This window comes from Azoarcus taiwanensis (assembly GCF_012910885.1).
GTDB classification, from domain to species: Bacteria; Pseudomonadota; Gammaproteobacteria; order Burkholderiales; family Rhodocyclaceae; genus Azoarcus_F; species Azoarcus_F taiwanensis.
In genome coordinates this window covers 1-22,867 of record NZ_WTVM01000018.1, presented here as the reverse complement: position 1 = coordinate 22,867, position 22,867 = coordinate 1, and the positions used below count along the sequence as shown (strand labels likewise).

Annotated in this window: 34 protein-coding genes; all 34 read left to right on the top strand. The window is 59.9% G+C overall.

The window, feature by feature from the left end; all coding sequences use genetic code 11:
• Positions 1–30: 30 nt before the first annotated feature.
• On the top strand, positions 31–4,260 hold the full coding sequence (gene rpoC, locus GPA21_RS04720) for a DNA-directed RNA polymerase subunit beta' (protein WP_168987065.1): 4,230 nt from the start codon (positions 31–33) through the stop codon (positions 4,258–4,260).
• Positions 4,261–4,405: 145 nt separating this feature from the next.
• A complete protein-coding gene (gene rpsL / locus GPA21_RS04715; RefSeq protein WP_168987064.1) occupies positions 4,406–4,783 on the top strand; it encodes a 30S ribosomal protein S12 in 378 nt (125 codons plus the stop codon).
• A 30-nt stretch (positions 4,784–4,813) separates the two neighbouring features.
• Positions 4,814–5,284: a 30S ribosomal protein S7 gene (gene rpsG, locus GPA21_RS04710; protein ID WP_168987063.1), complete on the top strand. Its 471-nt coding sequence runs from the start codon at positions 4,814–4,816 to the stop codon at positions 5,282–5,284.
• 109 nt (positions 5,285–5,393) lie between these two features.
• A complete protein-coding gene (gene fusA, locus GPA21_RS04705) occupies positions 5,394–7,490 on the top strand; it encodes an elongation factor G (RefSeq protein ID WP_168987062.1) in 2,097 nt (698 codons plus the stop codon).
• 27 nt (positions 7,491–7,517) lie between these two features.
• Entirely contained in the window at positions 7,518–8,708 is a 1,191-nt protein-coding gene (gene tuf / locus GPA21_RS04700) for an elongation factor Tu (protein ID WP_168987061.1), read from the top strand.
• A gap of 56 nt (positions 8,709–8,764) precedes the next feature.
• Complete coding sequence (gene rpsJ / locus GPA21_RS04695) at positions 8,765–9,076, top strand: 30S ribosomal protein S10 (RefSeq protein WP_168987060.1); 312 nt, start codon at positions 8,765–8,767, stop codon at positions 9,074–9,076.
• Positions 9,077–9,193: 117 nt separating this feature from the next.
• Positions 9,194–9,838 (top strand): 50S ribosomal protein L3, encoded by a 645-nt coding sequence (gene rplC / locus GPA21_RS04690; protein ID WP_168987059.1) that lies wholly within the window; start codon positions 9,194–9,196, stop codon positions 9,836–9,838.
• 11 nt (positions 9,839–9,849) lie between these two features.
• Entirely contained in the window at positions 9,850–10,470 is a 621-nt protein-coding gene (gene rplD / locus GPA21_RS04685) for a 50S ribosomal protein L4 (protein ID WP_168987058.1), read from the top strand.
• Positions 10,467–10,772: a 50S ribosomal protein L23 gene (gene rplW, locus GPA21_RS04680; protein ID WP_168987057.1), complete on the top strand. Its 306-nt coding sequence runs from the start codon at positions 10,467–10,469 to the stop codon at positions 10,770–10,772. Before rplD ends, rplW begins: the two co-directional genes overlap by 4 nt.
• Positions 10,773–10,778: 6 nt before the next feature.
• Positions 10,779–11,606 (top strand): 50S ribosomal protein L2, encoded by an 828-nt coding sequence (gene rplB / locus GPA21_RS04675; protein ID WP_168987056.1) that lies wholly within the window; start codon positions 10,779–10,781, stop codon positions 11,604–11,606.
• Between the two features lie 10 nt (positions 11,607–11,616).
• Complete coding sequence (rpsS, locus tag GPA21_RS04670) at positions 11,617–11,892, top strand: 30S ribosomal protein S19 (protein ID WP_168987055.1); 276 nt, start codon at positions 11,617–11,619, stop codon at positions 11,890–11,892.
• Between the two features lie 9 nt (positions 11,893–11,901).
• On the top strand, positions 11,902–12,231 hold the full coding sequence (gene rplV, locus GPA21_RS04665; protein ID WP_168987054.1) for a 50S ribosomal protein L22: 330 nt from the start codon (positions 11,902–11,904) through the stop codon (positions 12,229–12,231).
• A gap of 9 nt (positions 12,232–12,240) precedes the next feature.
• Positions 12,241–13,023 carry a 30S ribosomal protein S3 gene (gene rpsC, locus GPA21_RS04660; protein WP_168987053.1) on the top strand — a complete coding sequence of 261 codons (783 nt, stop codon included), beginning with the start codon at positions 12,241–12,243 and terminating at the stop codon, positions 13,021–13,023.
• A complete protein-coding gene (rplP, locus tag GPA21_RS04655) occupies positions 13,023–13,436 on the top strand; it encodes a 50S ribosomal protein L16 (RefSeq protein WP_168987080.1) in 414 nt (137 codons plus the stop codon). Before rpsC ends, rplP begins: the two co-directional genes overlap by 1 nt.
• Positions 13,437–13,438: 2 nt before the next feature.
• Positions 13,439–13,633, top strand: coding sequence for a 50S ribosomal protein L29 (gene rpmC, locus GPA21_RS04650; protein ID WP_168987052.1), 195 nt, complete (start codon positions 13,439–13,441; stop codon positions 13,631–13,633).
• Positions 13,630–13,899 (top strand): 30S ribosomal protein S17, encoded by a 270-nt coding sequence (rpsQ, locus tag GPA21_RS04645; protein WP_168987051.1) that lies wholly within the window; start codon positions 13,630–13,632, stop codon positions 13,897–13,899. The genes rpmC and rpsQ overlap by 4 nt, the downstream gene beginning before the upstream one ends.
• Before the next feature lie 151 nt (positions 13,900–14,050).
• Positions 14,051–14,419, top strand: a complete 369-nt coding sequence (gene rplN / locus GPA21_RS04640) for a 50S ribosomal protein L14 (RefSeq protein ID WP_168987050.1) — start codon at positions 14,051–14,053, stop codon at positions 14,417–14,419.
• Positions 14,420–14,429: 10 nt separating this feature from the next.
• A complete protein-coding gene (rplX, locus tag GPA21_RS04635; RefSeq protein WP_168987049.1) occupies positions 14,430–14,747 on the top strand; it encodes a 50S ribosomal protein L24 in 318 nt (105 codons plus the stop codon).
• 9 nt (positions 14,748–14,756) lie between these two features.
• Positions 14,757–15,296, top strand: a complete 540-nt coding sequence (gene rplE / locus GPA21_RS04630) for a 50S ribosomal protein L5 (RefSeq protein ID WP_168987048.1) — start codon at positions 14,757–14,759, stop codon at positions 15,294–15,296.
• Positions 15,297–15,303: 7 nt separating this feature from the next.
• Positions 15,304–15,609 carry a 30S ribosomal protein S14 gene (gene rpsN / locus GPA21_RS04625; RefSeq protein WP_168987047.1) on the top strand — a complete coding sequence of 102 codons (306 nt, stop codon included), beginning with the start codon at positions 15,304–15,306 and terminating at the stop codon, positions 15,607–15,609.
• A gap of 12 nt (positions 15,610–15,621) precedes the next feature.
• Positions 15,622–16,017, top strand: a complete 396-nt coding sequence (gene rpsH / locus GPA21_RS04620; protein ID WP_168987046.1) for a 30S ribosomal protein S8 — start codon at positions 15,622–15,624, stop codon at positions 16,015–16,017.
• A 9-nt stretch (positions 16,018–16,026) separates the two neighbouring features.
• A complete protein-coding gene (rplF, locus tag GPA21_RS04615) occupies positions 16,027–16,560 on the top strand; it encodes a 50S ribosomal protein L6 (protein ID WP_168987045.1) in 534 nt (177 codons plus the stop codon).
• 12 nt (positions 16,561–16,572) lie between these two features.
• Positions 16,573–16,926, top strand: coding sequence for a 50S ribosomal protein L18 (gene rplR, locus GPA21_RS04610; RefSeq protein WP_168987044.1), 354 nt, complete (start codon positions 16,573–16,575; stop codon positions 16,924–16,926).
• A 12-nt stretch (positions 16,927–16,938) separates the two neighbouring features.
• Positions 16,939–17,466 (top strand): 30S ribosomal protein S5, encoded by a 528-nt coding sequence (rpsE, locus tag GPA21_RS04605; protein WP_168987043.1) that lies wholly within the window; start codon positions 16,939–16,941, stop codon positions 17,464–17,466.
• A gap of 3 nt (positions 17,467–17,469) precedes the next feature.
• Positions 17,470–17,652: a 50S ribosomal protein L30 gene (gene rpmD, locus GPA21_RS04600; protein WP_168987042.1), complete on the top strand. Its 183-nt coding sequence runs from the start codon at positions 17,470–17,472 to the stop codon at positions 17,650–17,652.
• A 1-nt stretch (position 17,653) separates the two neighbouring features.
• The gene (gene rplO / locus GPA21_RS04595; RefSeq protein ID WP_168987041.1) at positions 17,654–18,091 is read left to right on the top strand and encodes a 50S ribosomal protein L15; all 438 of its coding nucleotides are present in this window, start codon (positions 17,654–17,656) and stop codon (positions 18,089–18,091) included.
• A 17-nt stretch (positions 18,092–18,108) separates the two neighbouring features.
• Positions 18,109–19,434, top strand: a complete 1,326-nt coding sequence (secY, locus tag GPA21_RS04590; protein WP_168987040.1) for a preprotein translocase subunit SecY — start codon at positions 18,109–18,111, stop codon at positions 19,432–19,434.
• A 3-nt stretch (positions 19,435–19,437) separates the two neighbouring features.
• The gene (infA, locus tag GPA21_RS04585) at positions 19,438–19,656 is read left to right on the top strand and encodes a translation initiation factor IF-1 (RefSeq protein ID WP_168987039.1); all 219 of its coding nucleotides are present in this window, start codon (positions 19,438–19,440) and stop codon (positions 19,654–19,656) included.
• A gap of 22 nt (positions 19,657–19,678) precedes the next feature.
• Positions 19,679–19,792, top strand: a complete 114-nt coding sequence (gene rpmJ / locus GPA21_RS04580) for a 50S ribosomal protein L36 (RefSeq protein ID WP_136349046.1) — start codon at positions 19,679–19,681, stop codon at positions 19,790–19,792.
• A gap of 53 nt (positions 19,793–19,845) precedes the next feature.
• On the top strand, positions 19,846–20,211 hold the full coding sequence (gene rpsM, locus GPA21_RS04575; RefSeq protein ID WP_168987038.1) for a 30S ribosomal protein S13: 366 nt from the start codon (positions 19,846–19,848) through the stop codon (positions 20,209–20,211).
• 12 nt (positions 20,212–20,223) lie between these two features.
• Positions 20,224–20,613, top strand: coding sequence for a 30S ribosomal protein S11 (rpsK, locus tag GPA21_RS04570; RefSeq protein ID WP_168987037.1), 390 nt, complete (start codon positions 20,224–20,226; stop codon positions 20,611–20,613).
• Positions 20,614–20,626: 13 nt separating this feature from the next.
• Positions 20,627–21,256: a 30S ribosomal protein S4 gene (gene rpsD, locus GPA21_RS04565; RefSeq protein ID WP_168987036.1), complete on the top strand. Its 630-nt coding sequence runs from the start codon at positions 20,627–20,629 to the stop codon at positions 21,254–21,256.
• 36 nt (positions 21,257–21,292) lie between these two features.
• Positions 21,293–22,279 (top strand): DNA-directed RNA polymerase subunit alpha, encoded by a 987-nt coding sequence (locus tag GPA21_RS04560; protein ID WP_168987035.1) that lies wholly within the window; start codon positions 21,293–21,295, stop codon positions 22,277–22,279.
• A gap of 27 nt (positions 22,280–22,306) precedes the next feature.
• On the top strand, positions 22,307–22,711 hold the full coding sequence (gene rplQ / locus GPA21_RS04555; RefSeq protein ID WP_168987034.1) for a 50S ribosomal protein L17: 405 nt from the start codon (positions 22,307–22,309) through the stop codon (positions 22,709–22,711).
• The last annotated feature ends 156 nt before the right edge of the window (positions 22,712–22,867 follow it).

Below are 22,867 nucleotides of genomic sequence, written 5' to 3'. Positions count from 1 at the left end.
TCACAGCCTACCCCGGATGGAGTACGAAACATGAAAAGCCTGCTCGCTGACCTGTTCAAGCAAACCCTGCCGAACGAGGAAGAGTTCGACGCGATCACGGTCGGCCTCGCCTCGCCGGACAAGATCCGCTCCTGGTCCTACGGTGAAGTCAAGAAGCCCGAGACCATCAACTACCGCACCTTCAAGCCGGAGCGCGACGGCCTGTTCTGCGCCAAGATCTTCGGCCCGGTCAAGGACTATGAGTGCTTGTGCGGCAAGTACAAGCGTCTGAAGCACCGTGGCGTGATCTGCGAAAAGTGCGGCGTCGAAGTCACCTTGTCCAAGGTCCGTCGCGAACGGATGGGCCATATCGAACTGGCCAGTCCGGTCGCTCATATCTGGTTCCTGAAGAGCTTGCCGAGCCGTCTCGGCATGGTTCTCGACATGACGCTTCGCGACATCGAGCGCGTGTTGTATTTCGAAGCCTTCGTTGTTGTCGAGCCCGGCCTGACGCCGCTTACCCGCGGCCAGCTGCTCACCGAAGACGACTACCTCGCCAAGGTCGAGGAATACGGCGACGATTTCGACGCCCTGATGGGTGCCGAGGGTATTCGTGCGCTTCTGCGTTCGCTCGACCTGAACCTGGAGGTCGAAAAGCTGCGCGGTGAGCTGGAAACCACCGGCTCGGAAGCCAAGGTCAAGAAATTCTCAAAGCGCCTGAAGGTCCTCGAAGCCTTCCAGTCCTCCGGCATCAAGCCGGAGTGGATGATCCTTGAGGTGCTGCCTGTGCTGCCGCCGGACCTGCGTCCGCTGGTGCCGCTGGACGGCGGTCGTTTCGCGACCTCCGATCTTAACGACCTCTACCGTCGCGTAATCAACCGTAACAACCGACTCAAGCGCCTGCTCGAGCTGAAGGCGCCGGAAATCATCGTGCGCAACGAAAAGCGCATGCTGCAGGAAGCCGTTGACTCGCTGCTCGACAACGGTCGTCGCGGGAAGGCGATGACCGGCGCCAACAAGCGCCCGCTCAAATCGCTGGCCGACATGATCAAGGGCAAGGGTGGTCGTTTCCGTCAGAACCTGCTCGGCAAACGGGTGGACTACTCCGGCCGTTCGGTCATCGTCGTTGGTCCGACTCTCAAGCTGCACCAGTGCGGTCTGCCGAAGCTGATGGCCCTGGAACTGTTCAAGCCGTTCATCTTCAACAAGCTCGAGCTTCGTGGTCTGGCCACGACGATCAAGCAGGCGAAGAAGATGGTCGAGAACCAGGAGCCGGTGGTGTGGGATATCCTCGAAGAGGTGATCCGCGAACACCCGGTGATGCTCAACCGTGCCCCGACACTGCACCGTCTCGGTATCCAGGCCTTCGAGCCGGTACTGATCGAAGGTAAGGCGATCCAGCTCCATCCGTTGGTCTGCGTCGCGTTCAACGCCGACTTCGACGGTGACCAGATGGCCGTCCACGTGCCGCTGTCGCTCGAAGCGCAAATGGAAGCGCGTACGCTGATGCTCGCGTCCAACAACGTGCTCTCGCCCGCTAACGGCGAACCGATCATCGTCCCGTCCCAGGACATCGTTCTCGGCCTGTACTACGCGACCCGGGAAGCGGTGAACGCGCTCGGCGAGGGGATGCGCTTCGCCGACGTCGCCGAGGTGCGGCGCGCATACGAATCTGGCCAGGCGTCGCTGCATGCGCGTATATCGGTGCGGATCGCGACCGTCGAATTCGGTCCGGAAGGTGAGCGTATCAATCGTCTCGAGCGCTGCGATACCACCATCGGTCGTGCAATCCTGTCCGAGATTCTCCCTGCGGGCCTGCCGTTCTCGACGATCAACAAGCCGCTCAAGAAGAAGGAAATCTCCAAGCTCATCAACGCGAGCTTCCGCCGTTGCGGGCTGAAGGAGACTGTCGTCTTCGCCGACAAGCTGATGCAGTTCGGTTTCCGGCTTGCGACCAAGGCCGGCATCTCGATCTCGGTCAAGGACATGCTCGTCCCCAACGAGAAGGGCACGCTGATCGGTGCCGCCGAGGCAGAAGTCAAGGAGATCGCCGAGCAATACACCTCGGGTCTCGTGACCGATGGCGAGCGTTACAACAAAGTCGTCGATATCTGGGGCCGCGCCGGTGACCAGGTTGCCAAGGCGATGATGGACCAGCTCGGTCAGGAAGACGTGCTCGATCGTGAGGGAAATCCCGTCAAGCAGGAGTCCTTCAACTCGATCTACATGATGGCCGACTCGGGGGCCCGCGGTTCGGCCGCGCAGATCCGCCAGCTGGCTGGTATGCGTGGCCTGATGGCCAAGCCGGACGGCTCGATCATCGAGACGCCGATCACCACCAACTTCCGCGAAGGCCTGAACGTTCTGCAGTACTTCATTTCGACCCACGGTGCTCGTAAGGGTCTGGCGGATACCGCGCTGAAGACTGCGAACTCCGGTTACCTGACACGTCGTCTCGTCGACGTCACGCAGGATCTTGTGGTCACCGAGGATGATTGCGGCACTCGCGAAGGTTTCGCGATGAAGGCCCTGATCGAGGGTGGCGAGGTCGTCGAGCCGTTGCGCGAGCGTATTCTTGGCCGTGTGTGCGCTGAAGATGTGGTCAATCCGGAGAACCAGGAAACCGTCATCGAAGCCGGCACGCTGCTCAACGAGGACATGGTCGAGCTGATCGACAGCCTCGGCATCGACGAGGTCAAGGTGCGTACCGCACTGACCTGCGAGACCCGGTTCGGTATCTGCGCAAAGTGCTATGGACGCGACCTGGGTCGCGGCAGCACGGTGAACGTCGGTGAAGCCGTGGGTGTCATTGCCGCCCAGTCGATCGGCGAGCCGGGCACGCAGCTGACGATGCGTACCTTCCACGTCGGTGGCGCCGCTTCGCGAGCTGCAGCGGCCAGCGGTGTCGAGGCCAAATCAACCGGTACGATCCGGTTCGCCGGAAACATGCGCTACGTGACCAACGCGAAGGGCGAGAAAGTCATCATCGCGCGTTCGGCCGAACTCGTGGTGGCCGACGAACTCGGTCGCGAGCGCGAGCGGCACAAGCTGCCTTACGGTGCGGTGCTGTTTGTCGATGACGGCAGCCAGATCAAGGCAGGCACACAGCTTGCCGCCTGGGATCCGCACACCCGTCCGATCATCACCGAGTACGCCGGTACGGTGAAGTTCGAGAACGTCGAGGAAGGCGTCACCGTCGCCAAGCAGATCGACGAAGTCACCGGCCTGTCGACGCTGGTCGTCATCGATGCCAAGCGTCGTTCGAGCACAGGTACGAAAGGCTTGCGTCCGCAGGTCAAGCTGCTCGACGAAGCCGGCGAGGAAGTGCGTATCGCGGGCACCGAGCACTCGGTGGCGATCACCTTCCAGGTCGGCTCGCTGATCACGGTGAAGGACGGCCAGCAGGTCAGCGTCGGCGACGTGCTCGCGCGTATCCCGCAGGAATCCGCCAAGACCCGCGACATCACCGGTGGTCTGCCCCGTGTTGCCGAACTCTTCGAAGCGCGTGCCCCCAAGGATGCAGGCGTGCTCGCCGAGTACACCGGCACCGTGTCGTTCGGTAAGGACACAAAGGGCAAACAGCGCCTGGTGATCACAGAGCCCGACGGCAACGCTCACGACTTCCTGATTCCCAAGGACAAGCATTTGCTGGTCCACGATGGTCAGGTGGTCAACAAGGGCGAGCCGATCGTGGACGGTCCCGCTGATCCGCACGACATTCTCCGTCTGCAGGGTATTGCAGCGCTCGCTCGCTACATCATCGACGAGGTGCAGGACGTCTATCGCCTCCAGGGTGTGAAGATCAACGACAAGCACATCGAGGTTATCGTTCGACAGATGCTGCGTCGCGTCGTGATCACCGAGCCAGGCGACACCCGCTTCATCCGCGAGGAGCAGGTCGAGCGTTCGGACGTACTCGAGGAGAACGAGCGGATGGAACGCGAAGGCAAGTTGCCGTGTGATTACGAGAACGTACTTCTCGGGATCACCAAGGCTTCGCTGTCGACCGATTCCTTCATCTCTGCCGCGTCTTTCCAGGAAACCACGCGCGTTCTCACCGAGGCAGCGATCATGGGCAAGCGTGACGAACTCCGTGGTCTCAAGGAAAACGTCATCGTCGGTCGCCTCATCCCCGCAGGTACTGGTATGGCTTACCACCGCAACCGTCGAAGCCAGAATGCAGGCGAAGACATGGGCGGTGAGCATGCCTGGGCGAGCATCGAGAGCGGTAGTGAGGAATCTGCGGGAGTGGACGCAGAACAGGATGTGCAGGCAGGTTGACGTTCGCAGTTGAGACGGAGTAAAATCCGGCCTCTTTATGCGGGCTGACCAATCGTAGTCAGTGTCGTGGCCGACAAGGCCTGAAAAAAACCGCCGGGGCAGCTCTAGCGTGAGCTGCCTCGGGTTATTTGGGATTTCTCTAGCTATGCCAACTATCAATCAGCTGGTCCGCAAGCCGCGGCAAAAAGTTGTGGTCAAGAGCAAGGTGCCGGCCCTCGAGGCTTGCCCGCAGAAGCGCGGTGTTTGTACTCGCGTCTATACCACTACCCCGAAGAAGCCGAACTCCGCGCTTCGTAAGGTTGCCAAGGTGCGTCTGACCAACGGTTTCGAGGTCATCTCCTATATTGGCGGTGAAGGTCACAACCTCCAGGAGCACTCGGTCGTGCTGATTCGTGGTGGTCGTGTGAAAGATTTGCCTGGTGTGCGTTATCACATCGTTCGCGGTTCGCTCGATCTTCAGGGTGTCAAGGACCGCAAGCAGGCCCGTTCCAAGTACGGCGCCAAGCGTCCCAAGCAGGCCTAACGTTTTAAAGATACGAGCAAGAGGTAAGTCATGCCGCGTCGTCGCGAAGTACCCAAGCGTGAGATTCTCCCTGATCCGAAGTTCGGTTCCCAGGATGTCTCCAAGTTTATCAACGTCATCATGCAGTCCGGCAAGAAGTCGGTTGCTGAGCGCATCGTGTATGGTGCCTTCGACCAGATCAGTGGCAAGGCTGGCAAGGATCCGCTCGAGGTGTTCTCCGCTGCGGTTGGCAATGTGAAGCCGGTCGTAGAGGTGAAGAGCCGTCGGGTCGGTGGTGCCAACTACCAGGTGCCTGTTGAGGTCCGGCCGTCGCGTCGTATGGCGCTGTCCATGCGTTGGCTGCGCGAAGCTGCCCGCAAGCGCGCCGAAAAGTCGATGGCGCAGCGTCTGGCTGGTGAGTTGCTCGAGGCGGCCGAAGGTCGCGGCTCAGCAATGAAGAAGCGCGAAGAGGTTCACCGGATGGCCGAGGCCAATAAGGCATTCTCGCATTACCGCTTCTGATCTGCGGGGTGGTGATCGAACGAGCCCCGCAGGGGGCTCGATTGTTTTTGGCTTAGCGAAAACCCAGCATCGCGTCTCTGGCGCGATCTAATGACAACAGGACAGTATCGTGGCTCGCAAGACCCCTATTGAGCGCTACCGCAATATCGGTATCTCTGCGCACATCGACGCCGGCAAGACGACGACGACCGAGCGCATCCTCTTCTACACCGGCGTCAGTCACAAGATTGGTGAAGTGCACGACGGTGCGGCCACCATGGACTGGATGGAGCAGGAGCAGGAGCGGGGTATCACCATTACTTCGGCTGCGACCACTTGCTTCTGGAAAGGCATGGAGCAGCAGTTTGCGGAGCATCGGTTCAATATCATCGATACCCCGGGGCACGTTGATTTCACAATCGAGGTCGAGCGTTCCATGCGCGTCCTCGACGGCGCCTGCATGGTGTATTGCGCGGTCGGTGGCGTTCAGCCCCAATCCGAGACCGTCTGGCGTCAGGCAACCAAGTACCGCGTGCCGCGACTGGCCTTTGTTAACAAGATGGATCGCCAGGGCGCGAACTTCTTCAAGGTCGTCGAGCAGATGAAAGCGCGCCTCAAGGCGAGCCCGGTGCCTATCGTGATCCCGATCGGCGCCGAGGAAAACTTCGTCGGCGTGGTTGACCTCATCAAGATGAAGGCCATTTACTGGGACGAAGCTTCCCAGGGCATGACTTTTGAGTACAAGGATATCCCGGCTGAGCTGCAGTCTTTGGCGGAGACCTGGCGTGAGCAGATGGTCGAGGCGGCTGCCGAGGCGTCCGAAGATCTGATGAACGACTATCTCGAGAATGGCGACCTGTCCGAGGACAAGATCGTTGCCGGCTTGCGTCAGCGCACCATCGCCTGCGAGATTCAGCCCATGCTGTGCGGCACAGCCTTCAAAAACAAGGGCGTGCAGCGCATGCTGGATGCCGTTGTCGAACTTCTGCCTTCGCCGGTCGACATTCCGCCGGTTGCCGGCGTCGATGACGACGAGAAGCCGGTTGAGCGTATAGCGGATGACGGCGAAAAGTTCTCGGCGCTGGCTTTCAAGTTGATGAGCGATCCGTTTGTCGGTCAGCTCACCTTCGTACGCGTCTATTCCGGCGTCCTCGAGTCCGGCTCGACGGTGCTGAACTCGATCAAGAACAAGAAAGAGCGTATTGGTCGCCTGCTGCAGATGCATGCCGACGAGCGCGCCGAGATCAAGGAAGTGCGCGCTGGTGATATCGCGGCTTGCGTCGGTCTGAAGGAAGTGACGACCGGTGAGACTCTGTGCGACCCGACCGCGCCGATCATTCTCGAGCGTATGGTCTTCCCGGATCCCGTGATTCACGTCGCGGTCGAGCCGAAAACGAAGACCGACCAGGAGAAAATGGGTCTGGCATTGTCGCGCCTTGCCCAGGAGGATCCGTCCTTCCGCGTGCGTACCGACGAAGAGTCCGGTCAGACCATCATCTCCGGCATGGGTGAACTTCACCTAGAGATCATCGTCGATCGCATGCGTCGCGAGTTCAACGTCGAAGCGAACGTCGGCGCCCCTCAGGTGGCCTACCGCGAATGCGTTCGCAAGGCGGTCGAGCAGGAAGGCAAGTTCGTCAAGCAGTCGGGCGGCCGTGGTCAGTACGGTCACGTCTGGATCAAGCTCGAACCGAACGAGGCCGGCAAGGGCTACGAATTCGTGGATGCGATCAAGGGTGGTGTCGTCCCGCGCGAATATATCCCGGCGGTTGACAAGGGTCTTCAGGATACCCTGCCCAACGGCGTGCTCGCGGGCTTCCCGGTCGTCGACGTCAAGGTTACGCTGTTCGACGGTTCCTACCATGACGTCGATTCCAACGAGAACGCGTTCAAGATGGCGGCGTCCATGGCATTCAAGGATGCGATGCGCAAGGCCAACCCGGCGCTGCTCGAGCCGATGATGGCGGTCGTTGTCGAGACGCCCGAAGACTACATGGGCAACGTCATGGGTGACCTTTCCGGTCGTCGTGGCATCGTCCAGGGCATGGATGACATGCCTGGTGGCATGAAGGAAATCAAGGCCGAGGTGCCGCTCGCAGAGATGTTCGGCTACGCCACACAGCTGCGTTCGTTGACCCAGGGTCGTGCGACATACTCGATGGAGTTCAAGCACTACACTGAGGCGCCGAAGAGCGTGGCCGAAGCGGTCATCAACAATCGTAAGTAACAAGCTCTATCTAACGAGGACTTCACAATGGCTAAAGGCAAGTTTGAGCGGACGAAGCCGCACGTGAACGTTGGCACGATTGGCCACGTTGACCATGGCAAGACGACGCTGACCGCGGCGATCACCACGATTCTGTCGAAGAAGTTCGGTGGCGAAGCCAAGGGTTACGACCAGATCGACGCGGCGCCGGAAGAGAAAGCGCGCGGCATCACGATCAACACCGCGCACGTCGAATACGAGACGGCCGAGCGTCACTACGCGCACGTTGACTGCCCGGGTCACGCGGACTACGTCAAGAACATGATTACCGGTGCGGCGCAGATGGATGGCGCGATTCTGGTGTGCTCGGCCGCTGATGGCCCGATGCCGCAGACCCGCGAGCACATTCTGCTTGCCCGTCAGGTCGGTGTGCCGTACATCATCGTCTTCCTGAACAAGTGCGATATGGTCGACGACGAAGAGCTGCTCGAGCTGGTCGAAATGGAAGTGCGCGAGCTGCTGTCCAAGTACGACTTCCCGGGCGACGACATTCCGATCGTCAAGGGTTCTGCGCTCAAGGCGCTCGAAGGCGACCAGTCGCCGATCGGTGAGCCGGCGATCATGGAGCTGGCCGCTGCGCTGGACTCCTACATCCCGACGCCCGAGCGTGCGATCGACAAGCCCTTCCTGCTGCCGATCGAGGACGTGTTCTCGATCTCCGGTCGCGGTACCGTGGTGACCGGTCGTGTCGAGCGTGGTATCGTGAAGGTTGGCGACGAAATTGAAATCGTCGGCATCAAGGCGACCACCAAGACCACCTGCACGGGCGTGGAGATGTTCCGCAAGCTGCTCGACCAGGGCCAGGCAGGCGACAACGTTGGCGTGCTGTTGCGCGGCACCAAGCGTGAAGAAGTCGAGCGTGGTCAGGTGCTGTGCAAGCCGGGTTCGATCAAGCCGCACACCCACTTTACCGGTGAGGTGTATGTGCTGTCGAAGGAAGAGGGCGGTCGTCACACCCCGTTCTTCAACAACTACCGTCCGCAGTTCTATTTCCGTACGACCGACGTGACTGGTTCGATCGTGCTGCCGGAAGGCACCGAGATGGTGATGCCGGGTGACAACGTGTCGATGACGGTCAAGCTGATCGCTCCGATCGCGATGGAAGAGGGCCTGCGCTTCGCGATCCGCGAAGGTGGTCGTACCGTCGGCGCCGGCGTGGTGGCGCAGATCGTCGAATAACATATATCGCCCCGTCACCAGTCGGTGGCGGGGTACGCTCTTTAGGAACAAGTAAAATGCAGAACCAGAAAATCCGCATCCGCCTCAAGGCTTTCGATTACCGCTTGATCGATCAGTCCGCACTTGAAATCGTCGATACCGCCAAGCGTACCGGCGCCGTGGTGCGGGGCCCCGTCCCGCTGCCGACCCGTAAGCAGCGCTTCGATGTCTTGCGTTCGCCGCACGTTAACAAGGCTTCGCGTGATCAGTTCGAGATTCGCACCCATCAGCGTCTGATGGACATCATCGACCCGACGGACAAGACCGTTGACGCGCTGATGAAGCTCGACCTGCCCGCCGGCGTTGATGTCGAGATCAAGCTCCAATAAAAGCGTTGACAGGGCTTGCGTGGCTCTTGTAAAGGCCGGTATAATCCGGCCTTTACGCTTTTTGGCGTAAATATTCACAGGCCCCGGTCAATCGTAACCGGGAATCAGGAGAAAAAAATGAGTCTAGGCCTTGTCGGGCGCAAGGTTGGCATGACTCGCATTTTCGCCGAGGATGGTCGTTCCATTCCGGTGACTGTGCTGGACGTGTCCAACAATCGCGTTGCCCAGATCAAAACGGCTGAAACCGACGGCTATGCCGCGGTTCAGGTCGCGTTTGGCAAGCGCCGTGCAAGTCGGGTTAACAAACCGCTTGCCGGGCATTGCGCCAAAGCCGGTATCGAAGCCGGTCATATCCTCAAGGAATTCGTCGTCGCTGCCGACCAGCTCGCTTCGCTGAAGCCGGGCGATGTCGTCAGCGTTGACATCTTTGCGGTCGGTCAGAAGGTTGACGTTACGGGTACTTCGATTGGTAAGGGCTTTTCCGGATCAATCAAGCGTCACAACTTCTCGTCGAACCGCGCCTCGCACGGTAACTCGATTTCGCACAACGCGCCTGGCTCCATCGGTATGGCGCAGGATCCGGGTCGCGTGTTCCCGGGTAAGCGCATGGCCGGCCATCTCGGCGCGGTGACCTGCACTACCCAGGGCCTCGAAGTGATTCGTGTCGACGTCGAGCGACAGTTGCTCCTGGTCAAAGGGGCTGTGCCCGGTTCTCGCGGGGGCGACGTCTTTGTGCGTCCCGCCGTCAAAGCCGGTAGCTGAGCGAGGGAGTAATGGAACTCAAACTTTTGAACGAGCAAGGCGAGCAGGCGTCGACGCTTCAAGTGTCGGATGCGCTGTTCGGTCGCGATTTCAACGAGGCGCTCGTGCACCAGGTCGTCGTGGCTTACATGGCGAATGCGCGCGCGGGCAACCGTGCCCAGAAGGGACGCTCGGAAGTGCAGAAATCGACCCGCAAGCCGTGGCGGCAAAAGGGCACCGGCCGTGCCCGTGCCGGCATGGCGTCCAGCCCGCTGTGGCGTGGAGGCGGTCGGATTTTCCCGAACAAGCCTGATGAAAACTTCAGCCAGAAAGTCAACCGCAAGATGTACCGCGCGGGTGTGGCCTCGATTCTGTCGCAGTTGGTACGCGAGGATCGTCTGGCGGTGGTCGACAGCTTTACTGTCGAGGCGCCCAAGACGCGTCTTCTGTCGCAGAAGCTCAAGGGCATGGGGCTCGACTCCGTGCTGGTGATCACCGACAGTTTCGACGAAAACCTGTTCCTCTCGTCGCGCAACCTGCATCAAGTGCTGGTGCTCGAGGTGTCCGAAGCGGATCCGGTGTCGCTGGTGAATTATCCGAAAGTGCTGGTCACCAAGGGTGCCCTGGCGAAGATGGAGGAGGCCTGGCAATGAGCGGATTCAGCCAAGAGCGCCTGATGCAGGTGTTGCTCGCACCCCAGGTGTCCGAGAAGGCGACTTATGTTGCCGACAAGAATGAGCAGGTGGTGTTCAGGGTAGCCAAGGACGCAACCAAGCCCGAAGTGAAGGCTGCTGTCGAGTTGTTGTTCAAGGTCGAAGTCGAGGCCGTGCAGATCGCCAACGTCAAAGGCAAGGTGAAGCGTTTCGGCCGTATGACCGGGCGCCGCAAGGACTGGAAGAAGGCATTTGTGTGCCTCAAGCCGGGCCAGGAAATCAACTTCGCGGCCGGGGAGTAACAGGATATGGCAATCGTCAAACTAAAGCCGACTTCCGCCGGCCGTCGCTCGATGGTCAAGGTGGTCAATGCTGATCTTTACAAGGGCCGTCCTTACGAGCCGCTGGTCGAGAAGCAGTCGCGCAATGCCGGTCGCAACAACAGCGGCCGCATCACGGTCCGTCACCAGGGTGGCGGACACAAGCAGCGCTACCGCGTGATCGATTTCCGCCGCAACAAGGACGATATCGTCGCCCGTGTTGAGCGTATCGAGTACGACCCCAACCGTTCCGCGAACATCGCGCTGATCTGCTACGCCGACGGCGAGCGTGCCTACATCATCGCCAGTAAGGGCATGGAAGTCGGCCAGCAAGTCGTCAGCGGTTCACAGGCACCGATCAAGCCGGGCAATACGCTGCCGATCCGCAACATTCCGGTTGGTTCAACGGTCCATTGCGTGGAGTTGATGCCGGGCAAGGGTGCGCAGATCGCCCGTTCGGCGGGTACGTCGGTGCAGGTGCTTGCGCGTGAAGGTTCTTATGCGCAGCTACGTCTGCGTTCGGGCGAGGTCCGTAGGGTGCACGTCGAGTGTCGTGCCACCATCGGCGAGGTCGGCAACGGCGAGCACGGTCTTCGCAAGATCGGCAAGGCCGGTGCCAACCGTTGGCGCGGTATCCGTCCGACCGTCCGCGGTGTGGCTATGAACCCGATCGATCACCCGCACGGTGGTGGCGAAGGCCGCACCGGCGAAGGTGGTGTCCCGCGCAGTCCGTGGGGCCAGCCGGCCAAGGGCTTCCGCACGCGCAGCAACAAGCGTACGGACAAGATGATCGTTCAGCGTCGGCGCAAGCGTTAAGAGGTAGAAAATGGCACGTTCAGTTAAAAAAGGCCCGTTCGTCGACGCCCATCTCCTCAAGAAGGTGGACGCTGCGCGCGCTTCCAACGACAAGCGCCCGATCAAGACCTGGTCGCGCCGTTCGACCGTACTGCCCGACTTCGTGGGGCTGACGATCGCGGTTCACAATGGTCGTCAGCACGTCCCTGTCTTCATCTCGGAGAACATGGTCGGTCACAAGCTCGGTGAATTTGCCCTGACCCGGACCTTCAAGGGTCATGCGGTCGGCAAGAAGGCCAAGAGGTAAGGAGTCATCATGGAAACCAGAGCGATTCTTCGCGGTGTGCGACTGTCGGCCCAGAAGGGCAGACTGGTAGCGGACCAAGTGCGGGGCAAGCCGGTTGATCAGGCGCTCAGTATTCTCGCCTTCTCGCCGAAAAAGGGTGCGCAGATCATCCGCAAGGTGGTCGAGTCCGCCATTGCCAACGCCGAGCATAATGATGGCGCTGACATCGACGTCCTCAAGGTCAAGTCGATCAGCGTCGAGGAAGGTGCGACCCTCAAGCGTTTCACCGCCAGGGCAAAGGGACGCGGTAACCGCATCCTGAAGCCGACCTGCCACATCTTCGTGACTGTCGGGGAGTAAGGAGTAGATATGGGTCAGAAAATTCACCCGACCGGGTTCCGCCTCGCCGTCACGCGTGACTGGAGTTCCCGTTGGTTCGCGCCGAGCGGCGACTACGCAACGATGCTGCATGAGGACCTGAAGGTTCGCGCCTTCCTCAAGAAGCGTCTCGCTCACGCATCCGTGGGCAAGGTGACCATCGAGCGTCCGGCCAAGAACGCCCGTATCACGCTGTACAGCGCGCGCCCCGGTGTCGTCATCGGCAAGAAGGGCGAGGATATCGAGGCGCTCAAGCGTGAGTTGCAGAAGATCATGGGCGTGCCTGTGCATGTCAATATCGAAGAAGTGCGCAAGCCTGAAACGGATGCTCAGCTGATCGCCGACTCTATCGCACAGCAGCTCGAGAAGCGGATCATGTTCCGCCGTGCAATGAAGCGCGCCATGCAGAACGCCATGCGGCTTGGCGCCCAGGGCATCAAGATCATGAGCGCCGGTCGTCTCAACGGCGCCGAGATTGCGCGTACCGAGTGGTACCGTGAGGGTCGTGTGCCGCTGCACACGCTTCGCGCGGATATCGACTACGGCGTCGCCGAAGCCAAGACCACCTACGGCATCATCGGGATCAAGGTCTGGGTCTACAAGGGCGAGATGCTGGGTCGCAATGAGAAGCCGGTCGCCGCTGAGCCGGAAGCCGAGCAGCGCCGGCCCCGTCGTGGCGCGCCCCGTAACGAAGGTGCGGAACGTCCTGGACGTCGTCCCACCCGCCGTGGTGGCCAGGATCGCGCGGCGCAAGAAGAAAGCAGGAGTGAATGATGCTTCAGCCGTCGAGAAGAAAATACCGCAAGGAGCATAAGGGCCGTAACACGGGTATCGCTACCCGTGGTGCAAAGGTCAGCTTCGGCGAGTTCGGTCTCAAAGCAGTCGGCCGTGGTCGTTTGACCGCACGGCAGATCGAGTCGGCACGTCGTGCCATGACCCGCCATATCAAGCGCGGCGGGCGTATCTGGATTCGCGTGTTTCCGGACAAGCCGATTTCGAAGAAGCCCGCCGAGGTGCGGATGGGTAACGGAAAGGGTAACCCCGAGTATTGGGTCGCCGAGATCCAGCCGGGCAAGGTGCTCTACGAGATGGATGGTGTCAGCGAAGCGCTGGCGCGCGAGGCTTTCCGCCTCGCTGCGGCCAAGCTCCCGCTCGAAACCGTCTTCGTCCAGCGTCAATTGGGGTAATCATGAAAGCGAGTGAACTCCGCGCGAAGAGCGCAGACGAACTGAACAACGAGTTGCTCGAACTGCTGAAGGCGCAGTTTTCGCTGCGCATGCAACTTGCTACGCAGCAGCTCAGCAACACAAGCCAAATCGGGAAGGTGCGTCGCGATATCGCGCGTGTGCGCACGCTTCTGCGTGAAAAGGCGATGCAAAAATGAGTGAACAGAAAGTGAAAGTGCGCCGCGTCCTGGTTGGTCGCGTGGTCAGTGACAAGATGCAGAACACGGTAACCGTGCTTGTCGAGCGTCGCGTCAAGCATGAGCTCTACGACAAGATCATGACCAAGACCGCCAAGTACCACGCGCACGATGCTGACAGCGTCGCTGCTGCAGGCGATCTCGTCGAGATCGAGGAGTGCCGTCCGATCTCGAAGACCAAATCCTGGCGTGTCGCACAGGTGCTTGAAAAGGCGACCGTGATCTGAGCTTGGTTCAGGTCAGTTTTTGCGTATAACAGCTTGGCAAGATGCTTGCCAAGCTGTTATAATTTTCATCTTTGCTTTTGCTCACTCGAGCGCCCTACCCAAACGGGTTCCAAGACTGACCGCTGTGGCGGGGCAAGTTGGAGATAAATTCATGATTCAAATGCAGTCCATGCTGAGCGTGGCCGATAACAGCGGTGCGCGATCGGTAATGTGCATCAAGGTGCTCGGCGGCTCCAAGCGGCGCTATGCTGGCATCGGTGATGTCATCAAGGTCACCATTAAAGAGGCCGCTCCCCGTGGGCGTGTCAAAAAGGGTGACGTCTACAACGCGGTTGTGGTTCGTACCGCCAAGGGTGTTCGTCGTCCGGACGGCGCCCTGGTCAAGTTCGATGGCAACGCCGCAGTCCTTTTGAACAACAAGCTCGAGCCGATCGGCACCCGTATCTTCGGGCCGGTGACGCGCGAGTTGCGTGGCGACCGATTCATGAAGATCGTGTCGCTGGCGCCGGAAGTGCTCTGAGGGGTCTGGCATGAACAAGATTCGTAAAGGCGACGAAGTCGTCGTCATTGCTGGCAGGGACAAGGGGCGTCGCGGCATGATCGCGCGTCGCGTCGACGCCGAGCGGGTTGTGGTTGAGGGTGTGAATCGTGTCAAGAAGCACGTGCGCCCGAACCCGATGAAGGGCGAGGTTGGCGGTATCGTCGAGAAAGAGATGCCGATCAACATTTCCAACATCGCCCTGTTCAATCCGGCTACTCAGAAGGGTGATCGGGTCGGTATCAAGGAGCTTGAAGATGGTCGCAAGGTGCGCTTCTTCAAGTCGAACGGCGAACTTGTGGACGCCTAAGGAGTGACGATGGCGCGCTTTCAGCAGATTTACAAAGAGACGGTCGCTCCCGAATTGCAGAAGCAGTTCGGCTATGGCTCCGTGATGGAAATTCCGCGTATCACGAAAATCACCCTGAACATGGGTGTTGGCGAAGCGGTTGGCGACAAGAAGATTCTTGAGAATGCAGTGGGCGACATGGCGAAGATCGCCGGTCAGAAACCTGTCGTAACCAAGGCGCGTAAATCGATAGCCGGGTTCAAGATTCGCGATGGTTATCCGATCGGATGCATGGTCACACTGCGCGGTGAACGGATGTATGAGTTCCTGGATCGCCTGATCACGGTCGCGCTGCCGCGGGTTCGTGACTTCCGTGGTGTGTCGGGCAAGGCCTTCGATGGTCGTGGCAACTACAACATCGGCGTGAAAGAGCAGATCATCTTCCCTGAGATCGAGTACGACAAGATCGACGCTCTGCGGGGTATGAATATCAGCATCACGACCACCGCAAAGTCGGACGCGGAAGCCAAGGCGTTGCTCGCGGCTTTCAAGTTCCCGTTCAAGAATTGAGGGTGATATGGCAAAAGTTGCTCTGATCAATCGTGAGGAAAAGCGTCGGAAGCTGGTCGCGAAGTTTGCTGCCAAGCGTGCCGAGCTTCTCGCTCAGATCAATGACATGAAGCTGTCCGAGGACGAGCGCATGGCCGCGCGCCTCAAGCTTCAACAGTTGCCGCGCAATGCGAGCCCGGTGCGGGGTCGTAACCGCTGTGCGCTCACCGGTCGTCCGCGTGGGGTGTTCCGCAAGTTCGGCCTTTGCCGCAACAAATTGCGCGATCTCGCCTTCCGTGGCGAGGTGCCCGGCGTGACCAAGGCGAGCTGGTAAGGAGAGTATCAAATGAGTATGTCCGATCCCATCGCCGATATGCTGACCCGTATTCGTAACGGTCAGCAGGCGCAAAAGCTCAGCGTCGTGATGCCGAGCTCGAAGGTCAAGGTTGCGATCGCCAAGGTTCTGCAGGACGAAGGTTATATTGACGGCTACACGGTGCGTGAGAATGGTGGTAAGCCGGATCTCGAGGTGACGCTGAAGTACTACGCCGGTCGGCCGGTAATCGAGCGTCTTGAGCGTGTGAGCCGCCCCGGTCTGCGTGTCTATCGTGGTAGCGAGAAGCTGCCCCGAGTCATGAACGGGCTGGGCGTTGCGATTGTTTCGACGCCTCGTGGGGTGATGACTGACCGTGCGGCCCGCGCTGGGCGCGTTGGCGGCGAAGTCATCTGCTACGTCGCGTAAGGGGGTTTCATGTCTCGTGTAGCTAAAAATCCGGTCCAGTTGCCTGCTGGCGTCGAAGTCGCGGTTGCCGACGGTGTGGTCACCGTCAAGGGTCCACTGGGTCAGCTGAGCCAGCGCCTTGGTGACGCAGTCGATGTCGAGCGTGAAGGCAACGCAGTGGTGTGCAAGGCTCGCGATGGTCAAGCCAACGCGCGTGCCATGTCGGGTACCGCCAGAGCGCTGATCAACAATATGGTCGTGGGCGTGAGCAAGGGTTTCGAGCGCAAGCTGAACCTGGTCGGCGTCGGCTATCGCGCGCAGGCTCAAGGTGACAAGTTGAACCTTTCGCTCGGCTTTTCACATCCGGTGGTTCACCAGATGCCTGCTGGCGTCAAGTGTGAGACCCCGACTCAAACCGAGATCCTGATCAAGGGTATCGACAAGCAGCAAGTCGGCCAGGTAGCGGCCGAGGTGCGGGCATACCGCCAACCCGAACCCTACAAGGGCAAGGGCGTCCGTTATGCGGACGAGGTGGTGGTGCTCAAGGAAACCAAGAAGAAGTAAGGGCGGTTCGTCATGAACAAGAAACAAGTTCGTCTGCGTCGTGCTCGCAAAACCCGAGCCAAGATCGCCGAACTGAAAGCGGTGCGACTGTCCGTTTTCCGTTCCAATTCCCATATCTACGCCCAGGTCGTCTCGGGCTGCCGCTCGCGTGTGCTTGCCGCGGCCTCGACGGTCGAGCCGGACGTACGGGCTCAGGTCAGCCATGGTGGCAACAAAGCCGCGGCGGAACTGGTCGGCAAACTGATCGCCGAGCGTGCGAAGGCCGCTGGTGTCGAAACCGTCTCGTTCGATCGCTCGGGTTTCCTTTATCACGGTCGCGTCAAGGCGCTGGCCGAGGCTGCCCGCGCCGGCGGTCTGAAGTTCTAAGCGAGGATTCGTATGGCTAAGCAACAAGGCAAGCGGCCGCAGCAGGGCGCTGAAGAGCGCGACGATTCGATGCGCGAGAAGATGGTTGCGATCAACCGGGTCACGAAGGTGGTCAAGGGTGGTCGGATCCTCGGTTTTGCTGCGTTGACCGTCGTTGGTGACGGCGATGGCGGCATCGGCATGGGCAAAGGCAAGTCACGCGAAGTCCCTGTGGCGGTTCAGAAAGCCATGGACGAAGCACGACGCAAGCTCACCAAGGTGCCCTTGAAGAACGGCACGCTCCATCACACCGTGGTGGGTCATCATGGCGCCGCCAAGGTTCTCATGCAGCCTGCGCCGAGCGGCACCGGCATCATCGCGGGCGGTCCGATGCGCGCTGTGTTCGAGGTGATGGGTGTGACCGATGTGATCTGCAAGTGCATTGGTTCGAGCAATCCCTATAACGTGGTTCGGGCGACGATCGACGGTCTGCTGGCGATCAACACCCCGGCGCAGATTGCGGCCAAGCGCGGCAAGAGCGTCGAAGAGATTCTGGGGTAAGCGATGTCTGACAACAAACTCAAAGTCACACTCGTCAAGAGCGTGATCGGCACCAAGCAGTCCCATCGCGCTACTGTGCGCGGCCTTGGCCTGCGTCGGCTGAATCATTCGGTGGAGCTGCAGGATACTCCTGAGATCCGCGGAATGATCAACAAGGTCTCCTACCTCCTGAAGTGCGAGGGTTGATATGCGTTTGAATACGATCAAGCCCGGTGAGGGCTCGAAGAAAGCGTCGCGCCGCGTTGGCCGTGGCATCGGTAGCGGTCTGGGGAAGACCTGCGGCCGTGGGCACAAGGGTCAGAAGTCGCGCGCGGGTGGTTTTCACAAGGTCGGCTTCGAGGGTGGTCAGATGCCGCTCCAGCGTCGCCTGCCCAAGCGCGGATTCGTCTCCCTGACTGGTGCTCGCAATGCTGAGGTGCGCCTTTCGGAGATCGAGAAGCTGCCGGTTGACGAAATCGACTTGCTGGTGCTGGTTCAGGCCGGCGTGGTTGCTGCTGACACGCTCTCCGCCAAGGTCATTCTGTCGGGCGAACTCACGCGCAAGGTGACGCTGCGTGGCGTTGGCGCGACCAAGGGTGCCCGTGCTGCCATTGAGGCGGCCGGTGGTGCCGTCGTAACTGAGTAAAAGGTAGAGGCGCGACCGTGGCAAAGACAGCCGCAACCGTGGGAAGCACCGGTCGTTTCGGTGACCTCAAAAAGCGCATCCTGTTCGTCCTGGGTGCGCTGATTGTGTACCGGATAGGCGCGCATATCCCTGTTCCGGGTATCGATCCGGACCGGCTGGCCGAGCTGTTTCAGTCGCAGGCAGGCGGGATTCTGGGCGTGTTCAACCTCTTCTCGGGTGGCGCACTGTCGCGCTTCACGATTTTTGCGCTGGGCATCATGCCGTATATCTCGGCCGCGATCATCATGCAGTTGATGACGGTTGCAGTGCCGGCGCTGGAACAGCTCAAGAAGGAAGGTGAAGCCGGTCGGCGGAAGATTACACAATACACGCGTTACGGAACGCTGGTGTTGGCCTTCTTCCAGGCAATGGGAATCTCCATCGCACTGGAGACGCAGGCTGGACTGGTGCTCGACCCGGGCTTGATGTTCAGGTTCGTGACCGTCACGACCTTGGTCACCGGTACGATCTTCCTGATGTGGCTGGGTGAGCAGATCACCGAGCGAGGGATCGGCAATGGTATTTCGCTGATCATCTTTGCGGGTATCGTTGCAGGTCTTCCGAGTGCGATCGGCGGATTGTTCGAACTTGTTCGTACCGGAGCCATGCATCCCTTCACGTCACTCGTGATCTGTGTCCTGGTGGTGTTGGTGACGGCATTTGTGGTGTTCGTTGAAAGAGGTCAGCGGAAGATCCTGGTCAACTACGCCAAGCGTCAGGTAGGGAACAAGGTGTACGGTGGGCAGAGCTCGCACCTGCCCTTGAAGCTGAACATGGCCGGTGTGATCCCACCGATCTTTGCGTCGAGCATCATTCTGTTCCCTGCGACCTTGGGGCAGTGGTTCGGCTCTTCCGAAGGGATGACGTGGCTGCGTGACATCTCGTCCACGCTCGCCCCGGGCCAGCCGATCTACGTGATGCTTTATGCAGCGGCGATTGTGTTCTTCTGCTTCTTCTACACGGCCCTGGTGTTCAATGCACGCGACACTGCCGACAATCTGAAGAAGAGTGGGGCTTTCATCCCGGGCATTCGACCCGGCGACCAGACTGCGCGATACATCGACAAGATCCTGACGCGGCTGACCTTGGTCGGGGCGGTGTATATCACGGCGGTCTGCTTGTTGCCTGAGTTCCTGATCCTGAGATGGAACGTGCCGTTCTACTTCGGTGGCACCTCGCTCCTGATCATCGTCGTGGTCACGATGGACTTCATGAATCAGGTGCAAAGTCACATGATGTCGCACCAGTACGAAAGTCTGCTCAAGAAGGCGAACTTCAAGGGTTCCGGATTTCCGACCAGGTGAGACATGACAAAGGAAGACGTCATTGAAATGCAGGGTGAGGTTCTCGAGAACCTCCCCAACGCGACCTTCCGCGTGAAACTGGAAAACGGGCACATCGTGCTCGGTTACATCTCCGGAAAGATGCGGATGCATTACATCCGCATTCTGCCGGGCGACAAAGTGACCGTGCAGTTGACGCCGTATGATCTCAGCAAGGCCCGGATTGTTTTCCGGACCAAGTAATCAAGAAACAGGAGTTAGGAAAATGAGAGTTCAGGCATCGGTAAAGCGCTTGTGCCGTCACTGCAAGATCATTCGGCGGAAGGGTGTTGTGCGCGTTATCTGCAGCGATCCGCGTCACAAGCAGCGCCAGGGTTGATTTGCTGGTTGCAACGTATTAAAATTTAATGTTTCGCTTTTTGGGGTAGACGAATGGCCCGTATTGCAGGGGTAAACATTCCCAATCACAAGCACGCCGAGATTGCGCTGACATCGATCTTCGGGATCGGGCGCACCCGTGCTCAGAAAATTTGCGATGCTTCCGGCGTGGGTCGCTCGACCAAGGTCAAGGACCTGACCGAGTCGGACATGGATCGGTTGCGCGAAGAAGTGGCGAAGTTCGCGGTCGAGGGCGACCTCCGCCGTGAAGTGACCATGAACATCAAGCGCTTGATGGATCTTGGCTGCTACCGGGGTTTCCGGCACCGCCGTGGTCTGCCCCTGCGCGGTCAGCGCACCCGTACGAACGCCCGCACCCGCAAGGGGCCGCGCAAGGCGATCGCCGGCAAGAAGAAGTGATAGAGGCTCATAATGGCTAAGACAGCTGCGAAAGTTCGCAAGAAGGTCAAGAAGAACGTTGCCGAGGGTATCGCCCACGTGCATGCGAGCTTCAATAACACCATCATCACCATCACCGACCGTCAGGGTAACGCTCTGTCGTGGGCGACATCCGGCGGCGCCGGCTTCAAGGGTTCGCGCAAGAGCACGCCGTTCGCTGCTCAGGTCGCCGCTGAAGCTGCTGGCAAGGCCGCCCAGGAGTGTGGCATCAAGAACCTCGAGGTTCGGATCAAGGGCCCAGGCCCCGGTCGCGAATCGGCGGTTCGCGCGTTGAACGCAATCGGCATCAAGATCTCGAGTATTACCGACATCACGCCGGTCCCGCACAACGGTTGCCGTCCGCCCAAGAAGCGTCGCATCTGACAAGGAGTTTATTGTGGCTCGTAATCTAGATCCCAAGTGCCGTCAGTGCCGTCGCGAAGGCGAGAAACTGTTCCTCAAGGGTGAGAAGTGTTTCACCGATAAGTGTGCTATCGAGCGGCGTTCTTACGCCCCGGGTCAGCACGGTCAGCGTTCTGGCCACCGCATGTCCGGTTATGGCGTGCAGTTGCGCGAGAAGCAAAAGATTCGTCGTCTTTACGGCATCCTTGAAGGTCAGTTCCGGCGCGTTTATGCCGAAGCCGACCGCCGCAAGGGTCCGACCGGCGAGAACCTGCTTCAGCTTCTGGAAGGTCGACTGGATTCCGTCGTTTTCCGCATGGGTTTCGGTGCGTCGCGCGCTGAGTCCCGTCAGCTGGTTCGGCACAATGGCATTCTGGTGAACGGCAAGCGGGTCAATATTCCGTCCTATGTTGTTCGTCCGGGTGACGTGGTCGAGGTGACCGAGGGTGCGCGTGGTCAACTGCGCGTCAAAGCCGCGCTGGAAGCTGCGGCTTCGCGTGGTTTCCCCGAGTGGCTCGAGGTGGATGCCAAGGCTGGCAAGGGCACGTTTAAGGCGTATCCGCAGCGCGAAGAGCTGCCGGCCACGATCAACGAGAACCTGGTTGTGGAACTCTACTCCCGCTAATCGGTTCGTCTGAACAAAAAGCCCGAGGAACTGCTGATGCAAAGCAATTCGCTGCTGAAACCCCGCATCATCGACGTCCAGAATGTTTCGCCGGTTCAGGCCCGCGTGACGATGGAGCCGTTCGAGCGTGGGTTCGGCCATACCCTTGGGAATGCGCTGCGGCGCATTCTGCTGTCCTCGCTGCCCGGCTGCGCGCCGACCGAGGTCAGCATCGAGGGCGTTCTACACGAGTACTCGACGCTTGACGGGGTTCGCGAGGACATCGTTGATGTACTGCTGAACCTCAAGGGTGTCGTGCTCAAGCTGCACAATCGCCCGGAGGCCACGCTTCGACTCGCCAAGAGCGGCGAGGGTGTCGTGACCGCAGCTGACATCGAAGTCGGTCATGACGTCGAGATCATCAATCCCGAGCACGTGATCGCTCACGTCGCCCCCGGCGGCAAGCTCGAGATGGAGATCAAGGTCGAGGCCGGTCGCGGCTACGTGCCGTCGAATGTCAGGCCGGATGCCGACGAGAGCAAATCCATTGGCCGCGTGATGCTGGATGCTTCGTTCAGCCCCGTGCGCCGTGTTAGCTATCTGGTTGAGAGTGCGCGTGTCGAGCAGCGTACCGACCTGGACCGACTGGTCATCGATATCGAGACCAACGGTGCGGTCGACCCTGAAGAGGCGATTCGCGATGCGGCGCGCATTCTCGTGGATCAGCTTTCGGTCTTCGCCGCGCTGGAAGGCACGGAACCGGTTGGTGGCAAGGAAGACGCCGCGCAGGCAGACGTCGATCCAGTGCTGTTGCGCCCGGTCGATGATCTGGAGCTGACGGTGCGTTCGGCCAATTGTCTCAAGGCCGAGAACATCTACTACATCGGTGATCTGATCCAGCGCACCGAGACCGAGTTGCTGAAGACCCCGAACCTGGGTCGTAAGTCGCTCAACGAGATCAAGGAAGTGTTGGCCACTCGTGGGTTGACGCTGGGAATGAAACTGGAAAGCTGGCCGCCGGCCGGGCTCGAAAAGCTCGGTTGAGAAGCGTCGGCGTAGTGAGGTAGAAAAATGCGTCACCGTCATGGTCTTCGCAAACTGAACCGGACCAGCAGTCACCGGCAGGCGATGTTCCGCAACATGGCCAGCTCGCTGCTGCGCCACGAAGTCATCAAAACCACTCTTCCGAAGGCGAAGGAGCTGCGTCGCGTTGTCGAGCCGCTTATCACCCTCGGCAAGAAGCCGAGCCTGGCTAATCGTCGCCTGGCATTCAACCGCCTGCGCGACCGGGACATGGTCGTGAAGCTGTTCGATGAGCTGGGTCCGCGCTACGCGACTCGTAACGGCGGCTATCTTCGCATCCTGAAGTTCGGTTTCCGCCAAGGCGACAATGCGCCGATGGCCCTGGTCGAACTCATGGACCGCCCCGAAGAGGAAGTGGTCGAGGAAGCGAATACCGAGGAAGCTGCAGCCTGATAGGGTGCGCTTCGCGAGGAGGAAGAAAGGTCGATTCTGTCGGCCTTTTTTTTCGCCTTGAGAGTCAGCCTGGCGCACTATCGGACACCTGGCAGATTCAGCCATCGGGTGATCGTCGTCGAAGGTGAAAACCCCTGGATTTGTAACGCGTTCGAG